Source organism: Novosphingobium sp. IK01 (assembly GCF_033242265.1).
GTDB classification, from domain to species: Bacteria; Pseudomonadota; Alphaproteobacteria; order Sphingomonadales; family Sphingomonadaceae; genus Novosphingobium; species Novosphingobium pituita.
Map to the genome: position 1 here is coordinate 1,006,252 of NZ_BTFW01000001.1, position 17,972 is coordinate 1,024,223.

Annotated in this window: 13 protein-coding genes; 8 read left to right on the forward strand and 5 right to left on the reverse strand. The window is 65.5% G+C overall.

Features of this window, described 5'->3' with window-relative positions; translation table 11 throughout:
* Nucleotides 1-27 precede the first annotated feature (27 nt).
* Nucleotides 28-675, forward strand: a complete 648-nt coding sequence (locus SBI20_RS04860; protein ID WP_317973988.1) for a TetR/AcrR family transcriptional regulator — start codon at nt 28-30, stop codon at nt 673-675.
* Between the two features lie 78 nt (nt 676-753).
* On the opposite strand, the gene SBI20_RS04865 is transcribed toward SBI20_RS04860, so the two are convergent.
* Nucleotides 754-2,076: a YceI family protein gene (locus SBI20_RS04865; protein ID WP_317973989.1), complete on the reverse strand. Its 1,323-nt coding sequence runs from the start codon at nt 2,074-2,076 to the stop codon at nt 754-756.
* 192 nt (nt 2,077-2,268) lie between these two features.
* Here SBI20_RS04865 and SBI20_RS04870 point away from each other — a divergent pair, with 192 nt between their 5' ends.
* Nucleotides 2,269-3,102: an AIM24 family protein gene (locus tag SBI20_RS04870; protein WP_317973990.1), complete on the forward strand. Its 834-nt coding sequence runs from the start codon at nt 2,269-2,271 to the stop codon at nt 3,100-3,102.
* A gap of 74 nt (nt 3,103-3,176) precedes the next feature.
* On the opposite strand, the gene SBI20_RS04875 is transcribed toward SBI20_RS04870, so the two are convergent.
* Complete coding sequence (locus SBI20_RS04875) at nt 3,177-5,612, reverse strand: TonB-dependent receptor (RefSeq protein WP_317973991.1); 2,436 nt, start codon at nt 5,610-5,612, stop codon at nt 3,177-3,179.
* A gap of 156 nt (nt 5,613-5,768) precedes the next feature.
* On the reverse strand, nt 5,769-5,945 hold the full coding sequence (locus tag SBI20_RS04880; RefSeq protein ID WP_317973992.1) for a YezD family protein: 177 nt from the start codon (nt 5,943-5,945) through the stop codon (nt 5,769-5,771).
* Between the two features lie 658 nt (nt 5,946-6,603).
* On the opposite strand from SBI20_RS04880, the gene SBI20_RS04885 reads away from it, so the two are divergent.
* Both SBI20_RS04885 and SBI20_RS04890 read left to right on the forward strand, forming a co-directional pair.
* Nucleotides 6,604-8,901, forward strand: coding sequence for an RNA degradosome polyphosphate kinase (locus SBI20_RS04885; RefSeq protein ID WP_317973993.1), 2,298 nt, complete (start codon nt 6,604-6,606; stop codon nt 8,899-8,901).
* Nucleotides 8,902-8,906: 5 nt separating this feature from the next.
* Nucleotides 8,907-10,394, forward strand: a complete 1,488-nt coding sequence (locus SBI20_RS04890; RefSeq protein ID WP_317973994.1) for a Ppx/GppA phosphatase family protein — start codon at nt 8,907-8,909, stop codon at nt 10,392-10,394.
* Here SBI20_RS04890 and SBI20_RS04895 read toward each other — a convergent pair.
* Entirely contained in the window at nt 10,366-11,262 is an 897-nt protein-coding gene (locus tag SBI20_RS04895) for a LysR family transcriptional regulator (RefSeq protein WP_317973995.1), read from the reverse strand. The genes SBI20_RS04890 and SBI20_RS04895 overlap by 29 nt on opposite strands.
* Nucleotides 11,263-11,350: 88 nt before the next feature.
* Here SBI20_RS04895 and SBI20_RS04900 point away from each other — a divergent pair, with 88 nt between their 5' ends.
* From SBI20_RS04900 to SBI20_RS04910, 3 genes are all read left to right on the forward strand, one after another.
* The gene (locus SBI20_RS04900; RefSeq protein ID WP_317973996.1) at nt 11,351-12,061 is read left to right on the forward strand and encodes a CoA transferase subunit A; all 711 of its coding nucleotides are present in this window, start codon (nt 11,351-11,353) and stop codon (nt 12,059-12,061) included.
* A complete protein-coding gene (locus tag SBI20_RS04905; RefSeq protein WP_317976042.1) occupies nt 12,061-12,699 on the forward strand; it encodes a CoA transferase subunit B in 639 nt (212 codons plus the stop codon). Before SBI20_RS04900 ends, SBI20_RS04905 begins: the two co-directional genes overlap by 1 nt.
* Nucleotides 12,700-12,851: 152 nt before the next feature.
* Nucleotides 12,852-13,154, forward strand: coding sequence for a hypothetical protein (locus SBI20_RS04910; RefSeq protein WP_317973997.1), 303 nt, complete (start codon nt 12,852-12,854; stop codon nt 13,152-13,154).
* A gap of 47 nt (nt 13,155-13,201) precedes the next feature.
* On the opposite strand, the gene SBI20_RS04915 is transcribed toward SBI20_RS04910, so the two are convergent.
* Nucleotides 13,202-15,208, reverse strand: coding sequence for an FIST N-terminal domain-containing protein (locus SBI20_RS04915; RefSeq protein WP_317973998.1), 2,007 nt, complete (start codon nt 15,206-15,208; stop codon nt 13,202-13,204).
* 335 nt (nt 15,209-15,543) lie between these two features.
* On the opposite strand from SBI20_RS04915, the gene SBI20_RS04920 reads away from it, so the two are divergent.
* The gene (locus SBI20_RS04920) at nt 15,544-17,970 is read left to right on the forward strand and encodes a TonB-dependent receptor (RefSeq protein WP_317973999.1); all 2,427 of its coding nucleotides are present in this window, start codon (nt 15,544-15,546) and stop codon (nt 17,968-17,970) included.
* Nucleotides 17,971-17,972 lie beyond the last annotated feature (2 nt).

Sequence of the window (17,972 nt, forward strand, 5' to 3'; positions counted from 1 at the left end):
GCAGGCGAAAACGGGGGCTCTTGCCCGATGCAGCGCATGCCGCGCCGGGGCCGCCCTTCCGTGGCCGAGGCCGGGCAGCTTTACGGCAAGATCCTCAAGGCCAGCTGGGAAGTCCTGCGCGAGACCGGCTTCGAGACCTTCACGTTCGACCGCGTGGCGCGCCATGCCCATATCGGCAAGGCGACGATCTATTCGCGCTTTGCGGGCAAAGTCGAACTCATGGAGGTCCTGCTCGAACATGGCGTGGCGCTGTGCCGCTCGCGGATCATCGCGCAAGGCCCCGGTGGCTCGATGGCCGAACGCTTCCGCCTGCGCGCCATCGAGACCCTCAACCTGCTGCATTCGCCCGATGGCAAGCTGCTCGAAAGCCTGATCGAATGGCTCGACATCGAGGCCGGGAGCCCGCAGGGCGGCCATCGCGCGCGGGTCTATCGCTCGGCGGTGGAATCCATCCGCGACGAATTCGTCCAGGCCCAGGCCCAGGGCGAGATCGTGATCGGCAATTGCGAGGATGCGGCCCGGTTCTGGCTCGAAGGGCTGCTGGGCCACATCAAGATGTCCTGCTCGGAAGCCGGACAGGAGCGCGCCGATCATGCCGCCTGGGCCGAACGCTATGTCGCGTTCTTCTTTGCCGGGGTACGCCTTCAGGGATCGCCGGGCGGCCCGCTGGCCTGAGCCGCGCGCCGGCCCCTGCCAGCCAGAGCCGACCGGTAAGAGCAGGCCGACCAGGGCAGGCCGGCCAGGGTGGGCCGGTTACGACTGGCGGATGGCCTTGAAGTCAAAATCGACGGTCACCGCATCGAGCAGCGCATCGGTGCTGCTCCATTCGCCGGTCCCCACCCCGAAGGCCGTGCGCGAGAGCGTCGCCGTGCCATGGGCCCTTGCCGAAGCCCCGTTGATGGCCAGCACGAAAGCCAGCGGCACCGGACGGATCTTGCCCCCGAGCGACAGCGTGCCCTCGGCGACATAGTGGCCGGGCGACTGCTGGCGGAAGCGCGAGGCGGTATAGACCGCGCGCGGATGGGCCGCCGCGCCAAAGAAGGAATCGCTCTTGAGCATGTCGTCGCGCTGGGTATCGCCCGAGTTGACCGAGGCCGGGTCGATGGTCACGCGCAGCGAGGAATGCGTGAGATCATCGGGCGAAAAACGGATGCGCGCGTCCCAGCGGGAAAAAGCGCCGGCGATGTCCTCGCCCGAATAAGTCGCGCGAAAGCCCAGCTTGCCGCCGGGTGCCACCTGCCAGAACGCAAGATCGGGCGCCTGTGCCGCGACAGAGGCGAGCGCGGCAACCGATGGGGACGCCGGCACGGGCCTCGCCCCCGAGGCCAGCGCATCGTTCGAAGCATCTTCCGGCTCAGCATCCTGACTGGCTTGCGCGCCCGGCTCAACCGAAGCGGTCGGAGCCGGAGCCGGAGCCGCCGCAGCCCCGAAGGGCCAGACTTGCGCCAGCACCATGGCGGCCACCGCGCCTGCCAGCGCCACCGCCGCGCCGATCGTCAGCCCCCGGCGGCTGGCCAGCGGGATCATCCGTTCGAGCAGGGCATCGCCCTGGAGATGATGGCGCAGGGCCCCCGCGACATGGAGCGCGAACAGGCCCAGCGTGACCAGCCCGAGCGAACCGTGCACCGTTTCGGCAGGCATGTGCCAGCCCGCACCCACCGGCAGGTTGGGGATCGGGAACGCGCCGAAGAACATCGTGTGCATGCGGACTTTCGAGGCCGAAACCATGATCCAGCCCGACAGCGGGCCCAGGATCATGACCGCATAGAGCAGGACATGGACGACCTTGACCAGCAGGCGCACCGCCGGGGTGCCTGCCGCAGGCGCCGGACGCCGCGCCACCAGCCGCACGATCAGCCGCGCAAGGCTGAGCCCGAGGATGAGAAAGCCCACCGACTTGTGGAACTGGTAGCCCGAGAAACGGGCAACGCCCTTGGGCAGGTCTTCCAGTCGCCAGCCGAGCGAGACCTGGAACAGCAGCAGCGCCGCGATGCTCCAGTGCAGGACGATGGCGCTGATGGCGTAGCGCCGGGGGGAGAGGCCTCCACCAATACCTTCACGCGCGGTTGCCGTCATGCCTTGCCATTCTCCTTGAGGGAGCCAGAGTTGTGGGAGCCAGAGTGTGGGAGTCAGAGTTGAAGGAACCGGGGTTGCCAGCCTCCGGTCATGGCGCCATTCTAACAGCTGTTACCCCGCTTTGATACAGGCCATGGGTCTACCCCCGACCGCCCTTTTCGGAGCCGGCTTTTTTCGGAGAGTGACTTCATCATGAGCAGCAGTCCGTGGAGCCACAGCCGCCGCGCCGGCATTGCCGACGACGTCGATTTTGCCATTCGCGGCAACGACCTGCAATTCGTCGAGATCGAACTCGATCCGGGCGAGAGTGCCGTGGCCGAAGCCGGGGCCTTCGTGTGGAAGGATGCGGCCATCACCATGGAAACGGTGTTCGGCGATGGCAGCCATGGCGATGGCGGCGGCTTCATGGACAAGCTGCTGGGCGCGGGCAAGCGGCTGGTGACGGGGGCGAGCCTGTTCACCACCGTCTTCACCCACCATGGCAGCGGCAAGGCGCGGGTGGCCTTTGCCGCTCCCGTGCCCGGCACGATCCTGCCGCTCAAGCTCTCCGATCTGGGCGGCACGCTGATCTGCCAGAAGGACAGTTTTCTGGCCGCCGCGCGCGGCGTTTCCATCGGCATCGCCTTCCAGCGGCGGATCATGACCGGGCTGTTCGGCGGCGAAGGCTTCGTCATGCAGCGCCTCGATGGCGATGGCTGGGTCTTCGTGCAGATGGGGGGCACGCTGATCGAGCGCGAACTGGCACCGGGCGAGCAGCTTCACGTCGATACCGGGTGTCTGGCAGCCTATACTCCCTCGGTCGAATTTGACCTGGTGACGGTGGGCGGCGTACGCAGCGCGCTGTTTGGCGGCGAAGGCCTGTTCTTCGCACGGTTGACCGGGCCGGGCAAAGTCTGGATCCAGTCGCTGCCGTTTTCGCGGCTGGCCGGGCGGATGGTTGCCGCCGCCATGCCGGGGGGTGGCAAAAACCGCGGCGAAGGGTCGATTCTGGGGCCGCTGGGGGATTTCATCGACGGGGACCGATGATGAAATCCCCTTTGCGCTTTGCATGGGGCCCCCTCCCCATCGGCATGGGGAGGGTTTAGGCGGCGTGGAGAAATTCAGAACTGTCCGCGCAGGGTGAAGCCGTAGGTGCGCGGATCGCCCACCATGCCCACGATCAGGCCGGTGTTGCCCGAGGCCACGGCCAACTGGTCGAAGTAGTGGGTGTCGAAGGCATTGCGCACCCAGCCATAGATGTCGAACCGGCCCTGACGGCGCAGGCCGAGGCGGAAGTTGCTGAGCGCATAGCCCTCGATCCACGTATAGGCCGATGGGGTCGGGTTCGACGAGAAGCGCGAGCGATAGTTGCCGTCGAAGCCCAGATAGACCTGATCCTCGCTGCCGCCCAGGAACGAGACCGGCAGGTTGGCTTCCGCGCCATAGGAGAACGACCACTTCGAGACACCGGGCAGCGCCTGTCCGGAAATGTCGCACGAGCCCGGACTTGTCGCGCCACCCGAAAGCTCGGGCGCGCACGGGGCATTGGTGAAGCGCACGTACTTGGCGTCGGTATAGGCCGCATTGCTGTAGAGGCTGAAGCGTTCGCTCGGACGCAGGCTGAAATCGACCTCGACGCCTTGCGTGCGCACCTTGTCGGCATTGGCCAGATAGCCGCGCAGGGCGCCGACCGCATAGTTGGAGACTTGCGCCTGATAGTCGCCGATCTCGGTGCGGAAGGCGGCGAGGTTGAAGGTGCCCTTGCGGTCCCAGAACTGGGTCTTGATGCCCACTTCGTAGTGGTTGACCCGCTCGGGCTTGACCGTGGCGAGCTGGGTCAGCGCATTGCCGTTCGCATCGGCCGGCACCCCGTTGAGGTTGATGCCGCCCGACTTGAAGCTGCGCGCATAGGTCGCATATGTATGGACCACGGGGCTGATGTCATAGGCCAGCGTCACGTCGCCCGAGAAATTCCAGTCGCTGAAATTGGCGACGAAATACTGGGGCGCCAGCACGCCAAGCTGGGCCTTCTCGCGCGCGGTGTTGTCGGGCCGGACGGTCAGCAGGTTGCCCGCGCCGTCGTTGACCACCGAATTGTAGACACCATCCTTCTTGTCGTAGTTGATGCGCACGCCCGGCTGGATCGAGAGCTTGCTGGTGAGCTTGTAGCCGAACTTGGCATAGATCGCCGCGCTCGTGTTCTTGAGCGAGATGTCGTTGGTCGCGGTCAACCCGTTGAGCACCGAAGGATCGTTGTAGAGCGCAGGGTTCGACGGATTGAGCAGGAACTTGCTCGCCGCAGCGCCCTGTTCCTGCACGCCGCTGGTGTGGATCTTCTGGTAGAAACCGAAGGCGCCCACCGTGTAGTTGAAACGCCCGCTCTCGCCCGTCAGGCGCAGTTCCTGCGTCCACTGGTCCTGATGCGAGGGGTTGTTGGAGCGCACCGTGATCGGCAGGCCCAGATAATCGCGGTCGTTCGACGGGTTCCAGTCCCAGAAGCGCCAGGCGGTGATCGTGGTGACGGTGCCCAGCCCCGTCTCGATCTTGCCGCGCAGCGAGACGCCGCCAGTCACGTTGTGGGCGCGCAGGGCCACGTCCTCGTCGGTCACGCGGTCGAACGGATTGGTGCTGGGCACGGCATACCCGGCCGCCGCGGCCAGCGCGGCATACTGGCGATTGAGCGGGCGCTGGGTCGTGCCGGTGCGCACGTAGACCATCGCGCAGCAATTGGGGTCCTGCTGATTGTAGTCGCCCGAGAGGGTGAACTCGACCCCGCCATTGGGGCGCCACAGGAGCTGGACGCGGCCCCCCTTGTTGTCCTGCGAATTGACCCACTGGCCTTGCGCGACATTGTAGATCGACCCGTCGCGGCGGGTGAAGGAGCCGGCCACGCGCAGCGCCAGCGTGTCGCTCAGCGGGCCCGAAACCGCCGCCTTGGCCTGGACGAAGCCCATGTTGCCCACCGAAACTTCGGCGCGGGCTTCCGGCTCGAACGTGGGGGCGCGGCTGGTGATGTTGAGGGCGCCCGCGGTGGTGTTCTTGCCGAACAGCGTGCCCTGCGGCCCGCGCAGGACCTCGATCCGGCTCACGTCGAGGAAGTCGAACGTCGAGGAGGCCGCGCGCGAATAGTAGACGTCGTCGATATAGACGCCCACGCCCTGCTCGATGCCGTCGTTGGTCAGGCCCAGCGGCGCGCCAAGGCCGCGGATGTTGACCGAGGTGTTGCGCGGGTTGGACGAATAGAACTGGAGCGTCGGGGTCAACTGGGTGAGCCGGCCCACATTGAAGGCGCCGGTCGCGTCGATATGCGGCCCGCCCACGACCGTGACGGCCAGCGGCACCGTCTGCACCGTTTCCACGCGGCGGCGGGCAGTGACGACAATCCCTTCGTCAAGCGCTGGAGCGGCCTGAACGGGAGCCTGCCCCTCAGCTGCCGCCCCATCGGCTGCTGGCGCTGCGGCGGCATTGTCAGAGGCGTGGGCAGTGCCGGCCAGCAGCAGGCTCAGGACGAGCGAGGCCGGCGCGCACGCCCCATGAAGGCGAGCACGAAATTGCATGGGTTTGCATCCCTTTGCGACATGCGTACCGGGCGCGGAGGGGTTCCGTGGCACGGGGCATGGAGTTGGTCTTGATGCTGCCGTCGGCGGCGGCCCTCCCCCCGGGGCCTTGTCCATGGGCCGCGTGGCGACCCTGGCGCTGCCGACGGGCTGGAATCAGCCGCTCTTGAAACGGCGCTTTTCGGTCACGTCGATCTGGACGACACGCCCTTCGTGGACGGTCAGGCCGACATGGCCATATCGCAGGCCTCCCAGTGCCTCACGCACACTTTCGAGAGACTGCTCGATCAGCCGCGCACTTTCTGCATCAGGTGATGACGGATTGGTCGACATGGTCATTTTTCCACGAACACGAATGGCCCAACACATTCGCCCGAAGCCGGGCATGCAAGAGGCCTGAATGGCAGGGAGGGAAACACCGGCAGATGCCTGCGCTCCCCTTCTGCACCCCTCTTATACTCAACCTTCAAGATAGACATTAAACGAGTTATTGGCGGCCACAAAGCGAAACTTTCTGCCCGATGAACAAACCCCACGCCGGACAAAGGCAGCCGGAAATGCCCTCGAAAACGAGGTTCAACACATTATATCCAAACAACAATCTCGAAGTCCGCAGCGGGTGGAACCATGCGCTGCCCACCCGCTGCGGACCGGCTGTGATAACGCGGCCAGGGGCACGACTCACCGGGACCAGACTGCAATCTAGCGTCACACAGGAGGCTGGCGAGCACCCGGCGCCGAAGCGAGGTTTATTCTCGACAAAACGAGTAGAGATTAAACCGGATGAATGCATCCCGTGACGGACACCCTTTGCACTTGCCTTGGCTTTCATGCCGCCTAGGGTGTTCGGGTCATCGAAACGTAGCAAAGCGGAACCATGGCGCGCGGCACTGCAACAGCATCGAACAGGATAAAAAAAGTGGCGAACGGAGCGGCTGGCGGAGCAGTTGACGGAGTGAAAGGCGCAATGGGAGACACGAGCGAGGGCAGCATGACGGAAACCGGGGCCCCCGATGCCTTGAGCAATGCACTCGGCAATGCACCGGGCGATACGCTGGCCGGGCCGCTGGCCGCCCCCGAAGCGCAAGCCGGGCTGGACGCCCACTCTGCCCTTCAGGCCGGCATATCCCGGCTGCACGACCCCAAGCTTCACGACATCGCCCCCGGCGCGCGCTATTTCAACCGCGAACTCAGCTGGCTGATGTTCAACCGCCGCGTTCTGGCCGAAGCGCAGAACACCAATTATCCGCTGCTCGAACGGCTGCGCTTTCTCTCGATCTCGGGCAGCAATCTCGACGAATTCATGATGGTGCGCGTGGCGGGCCTTGCCGGGCAAGTCCGGCGCGGGATCGACGAGGTTTCCATCGACGGCCTCTCGCCCACCCAGCAGTTGCAGCAGATCCACGGGGCGATCGAGGATCTGGTTTCCGCGCAGCATGAAGTGCTGGGCGAACTCTCGTGCCTGCTCGAAAAGGCGGGCATCCGCCTGATCGGCGACCGCCCGCTCTCGCGCACGCACTCCGACTGGCTGACGCGCTATTTCCGCGAGCATGTCGTCCCCGTGCTCACCCCCCAGGCGATCGACCCGGCCCACCCGTTCCCGTTCATCGCCAACCAGGGCACCGGCATCCTCTTCTCGATGATCCGGCTGGCCGACAACGAGCCGGTCACCGAGATGATCCTGATCCCCCCCGCCCTGCCCCGCTTCGTGCGGCTGCCGGGCGAGGAAGCCTGCTGGATCAGCATCGAGGAACTCGTGCGGCGCCATGCCCCGGAAGTCTTCCCCGGCTTCAGGGTGCTTGGCTCGGGCACGTTCCGCGTGCTGCGCGACAGCGACATGGAGATCGAGGAAGACGCCGAGGATCTCGTCCGCTACTTCCGCACGGCGATCCAGCGGCGGCGGCGCGGCAAGGTCATCATGTTGCAGTTGCAGGAAGATTCCGATCCTGCCGCAGAACAGTTGCTGCGCGAAAAGCTGCGGCTCGACTATGCGCTGGTGATCAAGTCGCACGGGCTGCTGGCGATGAACGGCCTCTCGCAGATCGTCGACATGCCCCGCCCCGACCTCAAGTTCGAGCCCTACAACCCGCGCTATCCCGAGCGCGTGCTCGAACATGACGGCGATTGCTTTGCCGCGATCCGCGAGAAGGATCTGGTCATCCACCACCCGTTCGAAAGCTTCGACGTAGTGGTCGATTTCCTCCATCAGGCCGCCTCCGACCCCGACGTGGTGGCGATCAAGCAGACGCTCTATCGCGCGGGCAAGCAATCGGCGGTGATCGCGGCGCTGATCGCGGCGGCGGACGCGGGCAAGTCGGTGACGGCAGTGGTCGAACTCAAGGCCCGCTTCGACGAGGAACAGAACCTCCACTGGGCCAGCCAGCTCGAACGCGCCGGGGTTCAGGTGATCTACGGCTTCCTCGACTGGAAGACCCACGCCAAAGTCTCGATGGTGGTCCGCCGCGAGGGCGATGGCTATCGCACGTATTGCCACTTCGGCACCGGCAACTATCACCCGGTGACCGCGCGCATCTACACCGACCTTTCGTTCTTCACCGCCGATCCCAAGGCCGGGCGCGATGTGGGCCAGCTGTTCAATTTCATCACCGGCTATGTCGAGCCCAAGAACACCGAGTTCCTGTCGATCTCGCCGATCGGGCTGCGCCGCACGCTCTATGACTGCATCGAGCGCGAGATCGGCTTTGCCCGCGCGGGCAAGCCCGCCGCGATCTGGGCCAAGCTCAATTCGCTGACCGACAGCCGGTTGATCGACCGGCTCTATGCCGCAGCACAGGAGGGCGTCGAGATCAGCCTCGTCGTGCGCGGCATCTGCTGCCTGAGGCCGGGCGTGCCGGGCCTGTCGGAGAAGATCACGGTCAAGTCGGTGATCGGGCGTTTCCTCGAACACAGCCGCATCTGGGCCTTCGGCAATGGCGCCCACCTGCCCAACCGGCGCGCGCGGCTGTTCATCTCGTCGGCCGACGGGATGAGCCGCAATCTGGATCGCCGCGTCGAGGTGCTCGTGCCCATCCGCAACCGGACCGTCCACGACCAGATTCTCGATCAGGTCATGCTCGCCAACCTCATCGATACCGAGCAAAGCTGGACTTTGAGTGCCGATGGGGCCTATCAGCGCGTTTCCGCCACTTTGGGCGCGGACGAGAAACCCTTCAACGTGCACCGTTATTTCATGACCAACCCTTCGCTTTCGGGCCGCGGCGCGGCTCTTACCACGGGCCGCAAGGTGCCCAAGCTGGCGCTGCGGCGCGGCGGCGCCACGGTCGCCTGACCGGCATGGTGCAAGCCCTGTCCCGTGTCGCCGGCGCCCGTCCGCGCGCGATCGTCGATATCGGCTCGAATACGGTCCGGCTGGTCATCTATGGCCAGCCGCTGCGCGCCCCCCAGGTGCTGCACAACGAGAAAGTCGCCGCGCGGCTGGGCAAAGGGGTGGCCGAAAGCGGCAATCTTTCCCCCAAGGCCATGGCCCTCGCGCTCGCCTCGCTCGCGCGGTTCCGTGCGATCCTCGACCTCAAGGGGGTTCAGGAAGTCGACGTGGTGGCAACCGCCGCCAGCCGCGATGCGCGCAATGGCCAGACCTTTCTGAATGCAATCCGCGACCTCGGCCTCGAACCCCGCCTGCTCAGCGGCGAGGAAGAGGCGATCACCAGCGCCCACGGCGTGCTCGGCGCCTTTCCCGATGCGCGCGGGGTTGTCGGCGATCTGGGCGGGGGCAGCCTCGAACTGATCGACGTGGCCGACGGGCGCTGCACCCACGGGATCAGCATGCCGCTGGGCACGCTGCGCCTGCCCGCGCTGCGTGCGCAGGGCCAGCGCGAATTCACCCAGAAAGTGACCAAGGCGCTCAACCGGGCAGACTGGACGGCAACGCCGGGCCAGACCCTCTATCTGGTGGGCGGCTCGCTGCGCGCCTTTGCCCGCCACATGATCATCAAGACCGCCTGGCCGATCGACGACCCCCATGGCTATGTCGCCGATCCTGCCCTTGCGCTCAAGCTGGCCAAGGCCATGGCCCGCCGCAAGAGCGAGACCGTGGCCCCCATTCCGGGGGTTTCGGCGGGCCGTCTGGCCAGCCTGCCCGATACGGCCGCGCTGCTGGCGGCGCTGATCACCCGGCTCAAGCCCGACAGGCTGGTCTTTTCGGCCTGGGGCCTGCGCGAAGGACGCCTGTGGGCAAGCATGCCCGAAGAGGTCCAGGCCGAAGACCCGCTGGTGGCCGGCGCGCGCGTCTTCGCGCTCGACCATGGCATCACCGCGCTGGCCTGCACGATGGTCAGCCAGTGGACCGCAGCGGTCGTCCCTGCCGAGGGCCGCGAGCGGCTGCGCATGGCCGCGACCATGCTGTGCCTGGCCTCGGCCACGGTCGAGCCCAACTTGCGCGGCGACCTGTCGCACGAATGGGGCCTGCGCAAGCGCTGGATCGGCGCGACCGCGCGCGACCGCGCAATGCTCGCCGCCGCGATGATCGCCAATGTCGGCAAGCCCGTGCTGCCCGCCGACCTTTCGATGCTGGCCAGCCCGGCCATGCTGCGCGAGGCACAGGCCTGGGGCCTGGCCACGCGCCTGTGCCGCCGCTTCACCGTCGGCGCGCGCGCCGCGCTCGACGGCAGTTCGCTCACCCGCCATGGCGATGCACTCGTCCTGCGGGTCGATGAACCCCATGCGGTGCTCATCAACGACAGCGTGGGCCGCGATCTCAAGGCGCTGGCCCAGCATCTGGGCCTCAAGCCCGAGATCAGGGAAGAGCGGTCGCCTCGATCCTGAGCCCCTCGACCCGGCGGAACAGCTCAAGGATCAGCGGGTCGCGCTCGCCGCTGCGGATCGCCGCCTCGAAGCGGATCTGCCGCTCGGGCGGGGGCAGGAGTTCGACCAGATCGCCGCGCGCCAGTTCGGCGCGGATCATCGGGGCCGGCAGCAGCGCGGCCCCGCCCCCGTGCACGACGATCTCGATCAGGGTGCGCACATTGTTGCAGGTGCGGACGACCCGGGCGGCAATGCCAAGCTGCGCGAGGCTTTCGTGCATGACCCCGTGGATCGGCGAATTCTCGGGGATCGACCACAAGGGCAGTGCAGAAAAATCCACCGCCTTGCCCTGCACCCGCGCCGCCGTGTCGCGCCCGGCCACCCAGACCAGCGCGACACTGCCAAGGCACACCGTGCGAATGCCCGGACTGGCCACGGGCCCGGCAAGGAACACCAGATCGCTCGTGCCTGCGAGCAGTTGCTGAAGCATCCGCGCGGTCAGGTCGATGGCGATTTCGAGGGTGACGCCGGGCAGGTCGCGCTCCAGCTCGCATACGAAAGGCGGCAGGCAACTGGCCGCGGCGATCTCGCCCGAGCCGATCCGCACGATCCCGGTCGCCCCGCCAAAGTCGCTGGCGCGAAACAGCGCGCTTTCGAAACCGGCCCAGAGCGGCTCGAAATCGGCGACCAGGGCCCGCCCGCGCGCGGTCAGCACCATATTGCGCCCTTCGCGGCGAAACAGGGCCACGCCCAGTTGCTCCTCGATCTCGCGCACACGGGCCGAAATGGCAGGCTGGGTGGTGTTGAGCCGCTCGGCCGCTGCACGAAACGTGCCAAGGCGGGCAATCCACAGCAAGGTTTCCAGATGATAGATTGCCAAGCGTTTCATCGCTCTTTCCTATCAGAAAAGATAAAGATGTATCGCTAGTTTCGATGCATCGTGTGGGGTAGGATGTGGCCCATAATGGGAGATGCCGATGGCTAATAAAATATATGCAAATGCCGCCGCCGCGCTTGACGGGCTCTTGCGCGATGACCTGCTGATTGCCTGTGGCGGTTTTGGCCTCTGCGGCGTTCCCGAACGCCTGATCGATGCGGTGCGCGATGCGGGCGTCAAGGGCCTGACTTTTGCCAGCAACAATGCCGGAATCGACAACGAGGGGATCGGCAAGCTCCTGCGCACGCGGCAAGTGAGGAAGATGATCTCGTCCTACGTCGGCGAAAACAAGGAGTTCGAGCGCCAGTACCTGTCGGGCGAGCTTGAGGTTGAATTCTGCCCCCAGGGCACCCTGGCCGAACGCATGCGGGCAGGCGGCGCGGGCATTCCGGGCTTCTACACCAAGACCGGGGTGGGCACGCTGGTCGCCGAGGGCAAGGAAGTGAAGAATTTCGACGGGCAGGACTATATCCTCGAACGCGGGATCTTTGCCGACCTGAGCCTGGTCAAGGCATGGAAGGCCGACGAAAGCGGCAATGTCGTCTTCCGCAAGACGGCCCGCAATTTCAACGTCCCGGCGGCCACCTGCGGCAAGGTCTGCGTGGTCGAGGTCGAGGAAATCGTGCCGACCGGCAGCCTCGATCCCGATGCCATCCACCTGCCCGGCGTCTATGTCCAGCGCCTCGTGCTGGGCGCGCCCTATGACAAGAAGATCGAATTCCGCACCACCCGCGCACGGGAGACCGCATGATGGCCTGGACTCGTGATGAAATGGCCGCCCGCGCCGCGCGCGAACTCGAAGACGGCTTCTATGTGAACCTGGGCATCGGCATTCCGACGCTGGTGGCCAACCACATCCCCAAGGGGATCGAGGTGACGCTGCAATCGGAAAACGGGATGCTGGGCATCGGCCCCTTCCCCTATGACGACGAAGTCGATGCCGACCTCATCAACGCGGGCAAGCAGACCATCAGCGAACTGGCGCAGTCGGCCTATTTCGACAGCGCGCAGAGCTTCGCGATGATCCGGGGCGGGCATATCGACCTCACCGTGCTGGGCGCGATGGAAGTCTCGCAAGGGGGCGACATCGCCAACTGGATGGTGCCGGGCAAGATGATCAAGGGCATGGGCGGCGCGATGGACCTCGTCGCAGGCGTCAAGCGGATCATCGTTGTGATGGAGCATTGCGCCAAGGACGGCAGCGCCAAGTTCATCCCGGCCTGCACCCTCCCCCTGACCGGCCAGAACGTGGTCGACATGGTGATCACCGATCTGGCCGTGTTCCAGCGCGCCGATCATGCCAGCCCGTTCCGTCTGGTCGAACTGGCCCCCGGCGTGAGCGCGCAGGACGTGCGCGAGAGGACCACCGCGCACTACATCGAAGCATGATCGGGAAGCCTGATCGAAATGATGAACGGAAGGGGCCGACAGGCCCCTTCCGTCATGGGCCCGACACACCAGACCGGTTCACGCCCCGGATGAAATTTCGGTAATTCATGTTCGCGTCAGCCGCCCGGCTCTAGCCCGAAAGACGGGACCGCATGACAAGACCGGGGAAATCGATGGCCGCCTTCTTCCGCAAATATCGTCCCAGCCGGGCCGCCCTGTGCATGGTCTGGTCGATCGGACTCTCGCTGCCCTTGTGGATCGGGGCGCTCGCGATTGTCAAAGTGGTCCTCGTGCCCGAGGCTGATGCCCTGGCCACGCGCCTGATCGGTGTGAACGCAACGAAGCAGATCATGCCGCCGGGCGGCGTCTATGCCCGCTTCGACCCGCGCCCGGTCCTGCGCGAGGGCCGCTCGGAAGCCCACAAGGTCGCCGAAGAGCTGCTGCGGCACGGCTGACCGGGATTCACTGGCCGGAATACGGGACAGGGCATGCACGGCCCTGCTCAGTTCTGGCCTTCCACCCGCTTGAGACGCTCGATCTCGATCTCGACCTGGGTCATCATCGTGGTCTGCTGGCGCGACATCTGCTCGACCGAGCCGAGCAGGTCGCCGATGCGCGCGAACGAGGCAAACATCTTGCCCAGATTGCCCGCGATCACATCGAAGCCGCTGCGCGCATGGCCCAGCTTGGTCTCGCTCTCGGCGACATGTTCGCCCAGCCGGGTCATCGAGGCATCGACCTGCGAGAGCGAATCCCGGCTCTGGTCGAGGGTCGAGCCGGTCATCTTGGCCAGGCTGCGCACTTCGTTGGCGACAATGGCGAAGGCACGCCCCGCCTCGCCCGCGCGCGCGGCCTCGATCCCAGCGTTGAGCGAGAGCAGGTTGGTCTGCATGTTGATCTTGTCGATCACCTCGACGATCTCGCGCAGGCGGGCCATGGCCTCGGCGACATGGCCGAACTCGGCGTCGAGCTGGCCGGTGCGATCATCGAGCGTCAGTTCGCCCAGCCGCGATTCCATGTCGTTGCGCATCACCTCGATGTTGCGGCGCACCTCGTCGGTGCCGCTGGCGACCTGATCGAGTTCCTGCGCAAGACGCGCGGTCTTCATCACGAACTCGATCAGCCGGCCCAGCAATTGCTGGCGCAGACCGTTGATCAGGCGCTGCTGGGCCAGCCGGGTCTCGACGAAATAGCGCGAGAAGTGCGCGTAATGGATCGGGAAATTGTCGATGAAGTCTTCCTCGAAGGGGGTGCCTTCGGGAACATGGAAGAAGGCCACGGCGGTCAGCGTCTGGTTGACGTTGATGCCCAGAAGCTCGCCGAAGGTGGAAAACCCGGCAACCGGAATGTCTCCCCACATGCCGTCGAGCGCGGACAGGTTTTCCCCGTTGCTCAGGCGCCGCAGGATGCAGTCGCTCAGGATAACCCCCATGGGCCGGGGTTTTCCCGCGAGGAAGGCGTCCATGTCCTGCCGGGTTTGCTGCGCAAAATCGGTTGCAGCAACAAGGTGGAGTTCGTCGCCCGGATTGATGTCGCAATAGAAGCTGATGACCCCGGCGGCCACGTCGATCCCCGCGATCGAGCGGACGAAAAGTTCGTCGTTGACCCGCACCGCGAACGTGTAGCCTTTGAGCCGCTGTTCGAGTTCGTGCGGCAGGCACCCCATCATCGCGGAGAGCGCATCGACGACCGGGGTGATCTCGACCGAGCCGGGCTCGACCACCGAGGTCACCTTGCGCGTTTCAGCCGAGGCTTCCATGACGACCACGCTGTGCCCGGTCTCGACGAAGTTCTGCGTCTTGAAGATGCCGAAGCGCACATCGGGGCGCATCTTGGCGAACACGATCACCGCATGGTTCTGGACGAAGCGTTCGCCGTCGAACAGCCAGGTTGCCTTGAAGTCGAGCTTGCCGCCCGCCGAGCCGCCGATGAACACGCAAGGATACTTCCCCGAGCGGTAGACCGCCTCCATGAAGAAGTTTTCCGAGGCGGACAGGCCATCGATCAGGGTGATCGCGAGGGTATCGGTATGGCGCACCGGGAACGGCACGGGCAGGCGGTCGAGATTGGCGGCAATCTCGGCCACGCGCTGGGCCTGGGTCTTGCGCGGGGCGCCCGCGCGGATGTCCTCGTTGGCCAGAGGCACGGACTGGATGCTGATCGCCTCGAAGATGTCGGGGCCGAAAATCTGGACGACCACGCTGTCCCAACTGCCATCGGCGGGGCAATAGAGCGGGCCTGATGCGCCATGGGGCCCATCGCCCCCGCACAATTCGCCCGCCGTGCTCACCGCCACCACGCGCGCGGGCGCGCACAAGGGGCGCAGGCGCAGCACGACCGTCTCGAAATCGACGTGCGGCGAAATATAGGCGAGAACCAGCCCGGCGGCACGATTGCCGAAGCGGAAAGTTTCCTGACCAAGGCCGCGCAACGCGCCATCGCTGCGCACGACGCGCGTCGTCAGGCCCGCCGCATCGACCTCCACCGGCGCTTCGGACGGCGGCGGCACGAGAGCCAGAGCGGGGTTGACACTCCCGTTGTCATGCCCTGCCGTTTCGCGTGAACGGCTTCCAAAGGCTCTCCGCAATCCAAACATGCACATCTCCGAGGGACATCGCAGACAGCGTTAATCCTGCCCTATCCAACAAACCGTGAGACGCCCCCTGTTGGAACTGCGTAGCGTTGCGGAAAGATGGCGCGCGCAAACATGCGCAGTCTGTGACCAAACGCCTGAATTTCAGTCACATTCATGACCACAAGTCGTCACAAACCATCCCTATCGGTCCGCGCCGACAGCAAATGTCATCGTTTGCATCGACCTGTGCATCAACAAGGACCGACACCATGGGCGCGAGCCGTCTCCTCCACTCCCTTTCTTTGGGTGCGCTTGTCACGGCGGCCCTTGCGACCCTCTCGCCGGCCCATGCCGCAGAGGCCGAGGCGGCTCCTGCCGCGCCCAACCCCGCGCCCGCACCTGAAGCCGCCACCAGGAGCGCTGCGGATGGCGGCATCGAGATGACCACCCCGATCGTGGTGAGCGTGGGCAAGACCACCCGCACCGCCACCGAACTGGCGGGCACCGAGATCCAGAAGATCCTGCCGGGTGTCTCGGCGCTGGGCGCGATCCAGACGCTGCCGGGCGTGATGTACCAGACGGCCGATCCGTGGGGCAACAATGAGCAGAACATGTCTCTGTTCATCCACGGCTTTGCCATCAACCAGCTGGGCTACACGCTCGACGGGCTGCCGCTGGGCGACCTGAGCTACGGGACGATTGCGGGGCTTTCAATCCAGCGCGCGATCATCTCGGAAGACATCGGCAATGTCGTCGTGGCGACCGGCGCTGGCGGGCTGGGCGTTCCCTCGCTCAACAACCTGGGCGGCGCGATCGAGACGACGTCGAGCGATCCGTCCAAGACCCGTGCGATTGCCCTCTCGCAGACGGTCGGCAGCTATGGCACCTCGCGCACTTATGGCCGCGTCGACACCGGGGCCTTCGGCGCCGACGGGAATTCGCGCGCCTATGCCGCCTTCTCGCGCCAGCGGGCCCGCGCATGGGACTTCAATGGCCGTCAGGGTGGCTGGCAGGTCAATGCCAAGTACGTCCACGAGAACGACGCGGGCAAGTTCACGGCCTACTTCGACTATTCCGACAAGCAGGAACCCAACGAAGACGCCACCACGACGTATGCCCGCCCGGCAACCGCGGCGCAGGCCTATACGCCCTATACCCGCCCGTTCATGTTCCCCAACTGGTCGCAGGCGCTCTCCTATGTCGATGCGCAGGGCAACACGCCCGCCGCGCAGGGCAGCAACTACCTGAACTATTTCTCGGCGGCGCTGCGTACCGACTACCTCGGCTACCTCAAGTACGAGGCGAACCTGGGCAGCAACATCCACTGGACCAACCTGGCCTATTACCATCACAACGATGGCCAGGGCGTGGTGGCCGGGCCGCTGGGCCAGTCGCTTTCGGTCGCGCGGGCCTACTTCCCCAACGACACCCGCGACCAGCTGGTCGATGATACGGGCGGCAGCGGCTACATCACCCGCGTCACCCAGTACCGGATCAGCCGTGGCGGCCTCGTCTCGACGCTTCAGGCGCAAGTCGGGCGCCATGCCCTCGAACTGGGTGGCTGGTACGAGCACAACAGCGGCACGATCTGGCGCAACTGGTACGCGCTCGATGTCAACGCCCCGACCGATCCCTATCACTGGCAGCAGAACCCGCTGTTCACCCAGTACAGCCAGGAATACCGCACCGATTCCATTCAGCTCCACCTTCAGGACCAGTGGAAGGTCAACGACAAGCTGACTGTCGAGGGCGGCATCAAGTCGAGCCTCGTCTTCGCCAAGGGCTGGTATCCGATCCAGCCGGTGGCCGGGTCCTATTCGGGGATGGTCGGCGGCCTGCCTTCGGGCAACATCGACACCCAGCGCTGGTTCCTGCCCGCGATCGGCGCCAAGTATGCGTTCAACCGCCACGAGCAGGTCTACTTCAACATCCAGAAGAACATGCGCAACTTCGGCACGGCGCCCTGGGGTGTCGGCAGCCAGACCGCGTTCGACTACTTCCGCGACAACGGCAAGCCCGAGACCTCGTGGACCTATGAAGTGGGCCTGCGCAGCCACCACAGCTTTGTCGGCTCGCTGATTTCCTCGCTCGATGCACAGGTCAACTACTACCACGTCGACTTCTCCAACCGCCTGCTGGCGGTGAGCACGACCGTGGGCGGCCTTGGCGGCAGCTCGATCACCGGGGGCACGACCAGCCTGTTCAACGTGGGCGGGGTGACCACCGATGGCGTCGATGCCTCGATGACGCTGGGCCTTGGCTCGTACATCTCGGTCTATGACGGGGTTTCGTACAACAGCTCGCGCTATGGCAGCGACTATTCGAACGGCACGACCACCTTCGCCACGGCGGGCAAGCAGGTTCCCGGCAGCCCGCAGTGGATGAACAAGACCGTCGTCTCGGCCCATTATGGCCCGGTCGAAGGCCAGTTCACCGGCATGTACATCGGCAAGCGTTTTGCGACCTACACCAACGATGCCGCGGTCGGCTCGTACTACATGAGCAACCTGCGCCTCGCGGTGAACCTGCCGGCCGATCTGGTCCACTTGCGCAAGGCCTCGATTGCGCTCAACGTGACCAACCTGTTCGATGTGCGCGGCGCATCGAGCGTCTCGATCAGCCAGCCTGCCTCGGTCTATGCGGTCTATCCGATTGCGCCGCGCCAGTGGTTCCTGACCTTTGCGGTGGGGATGTAAGG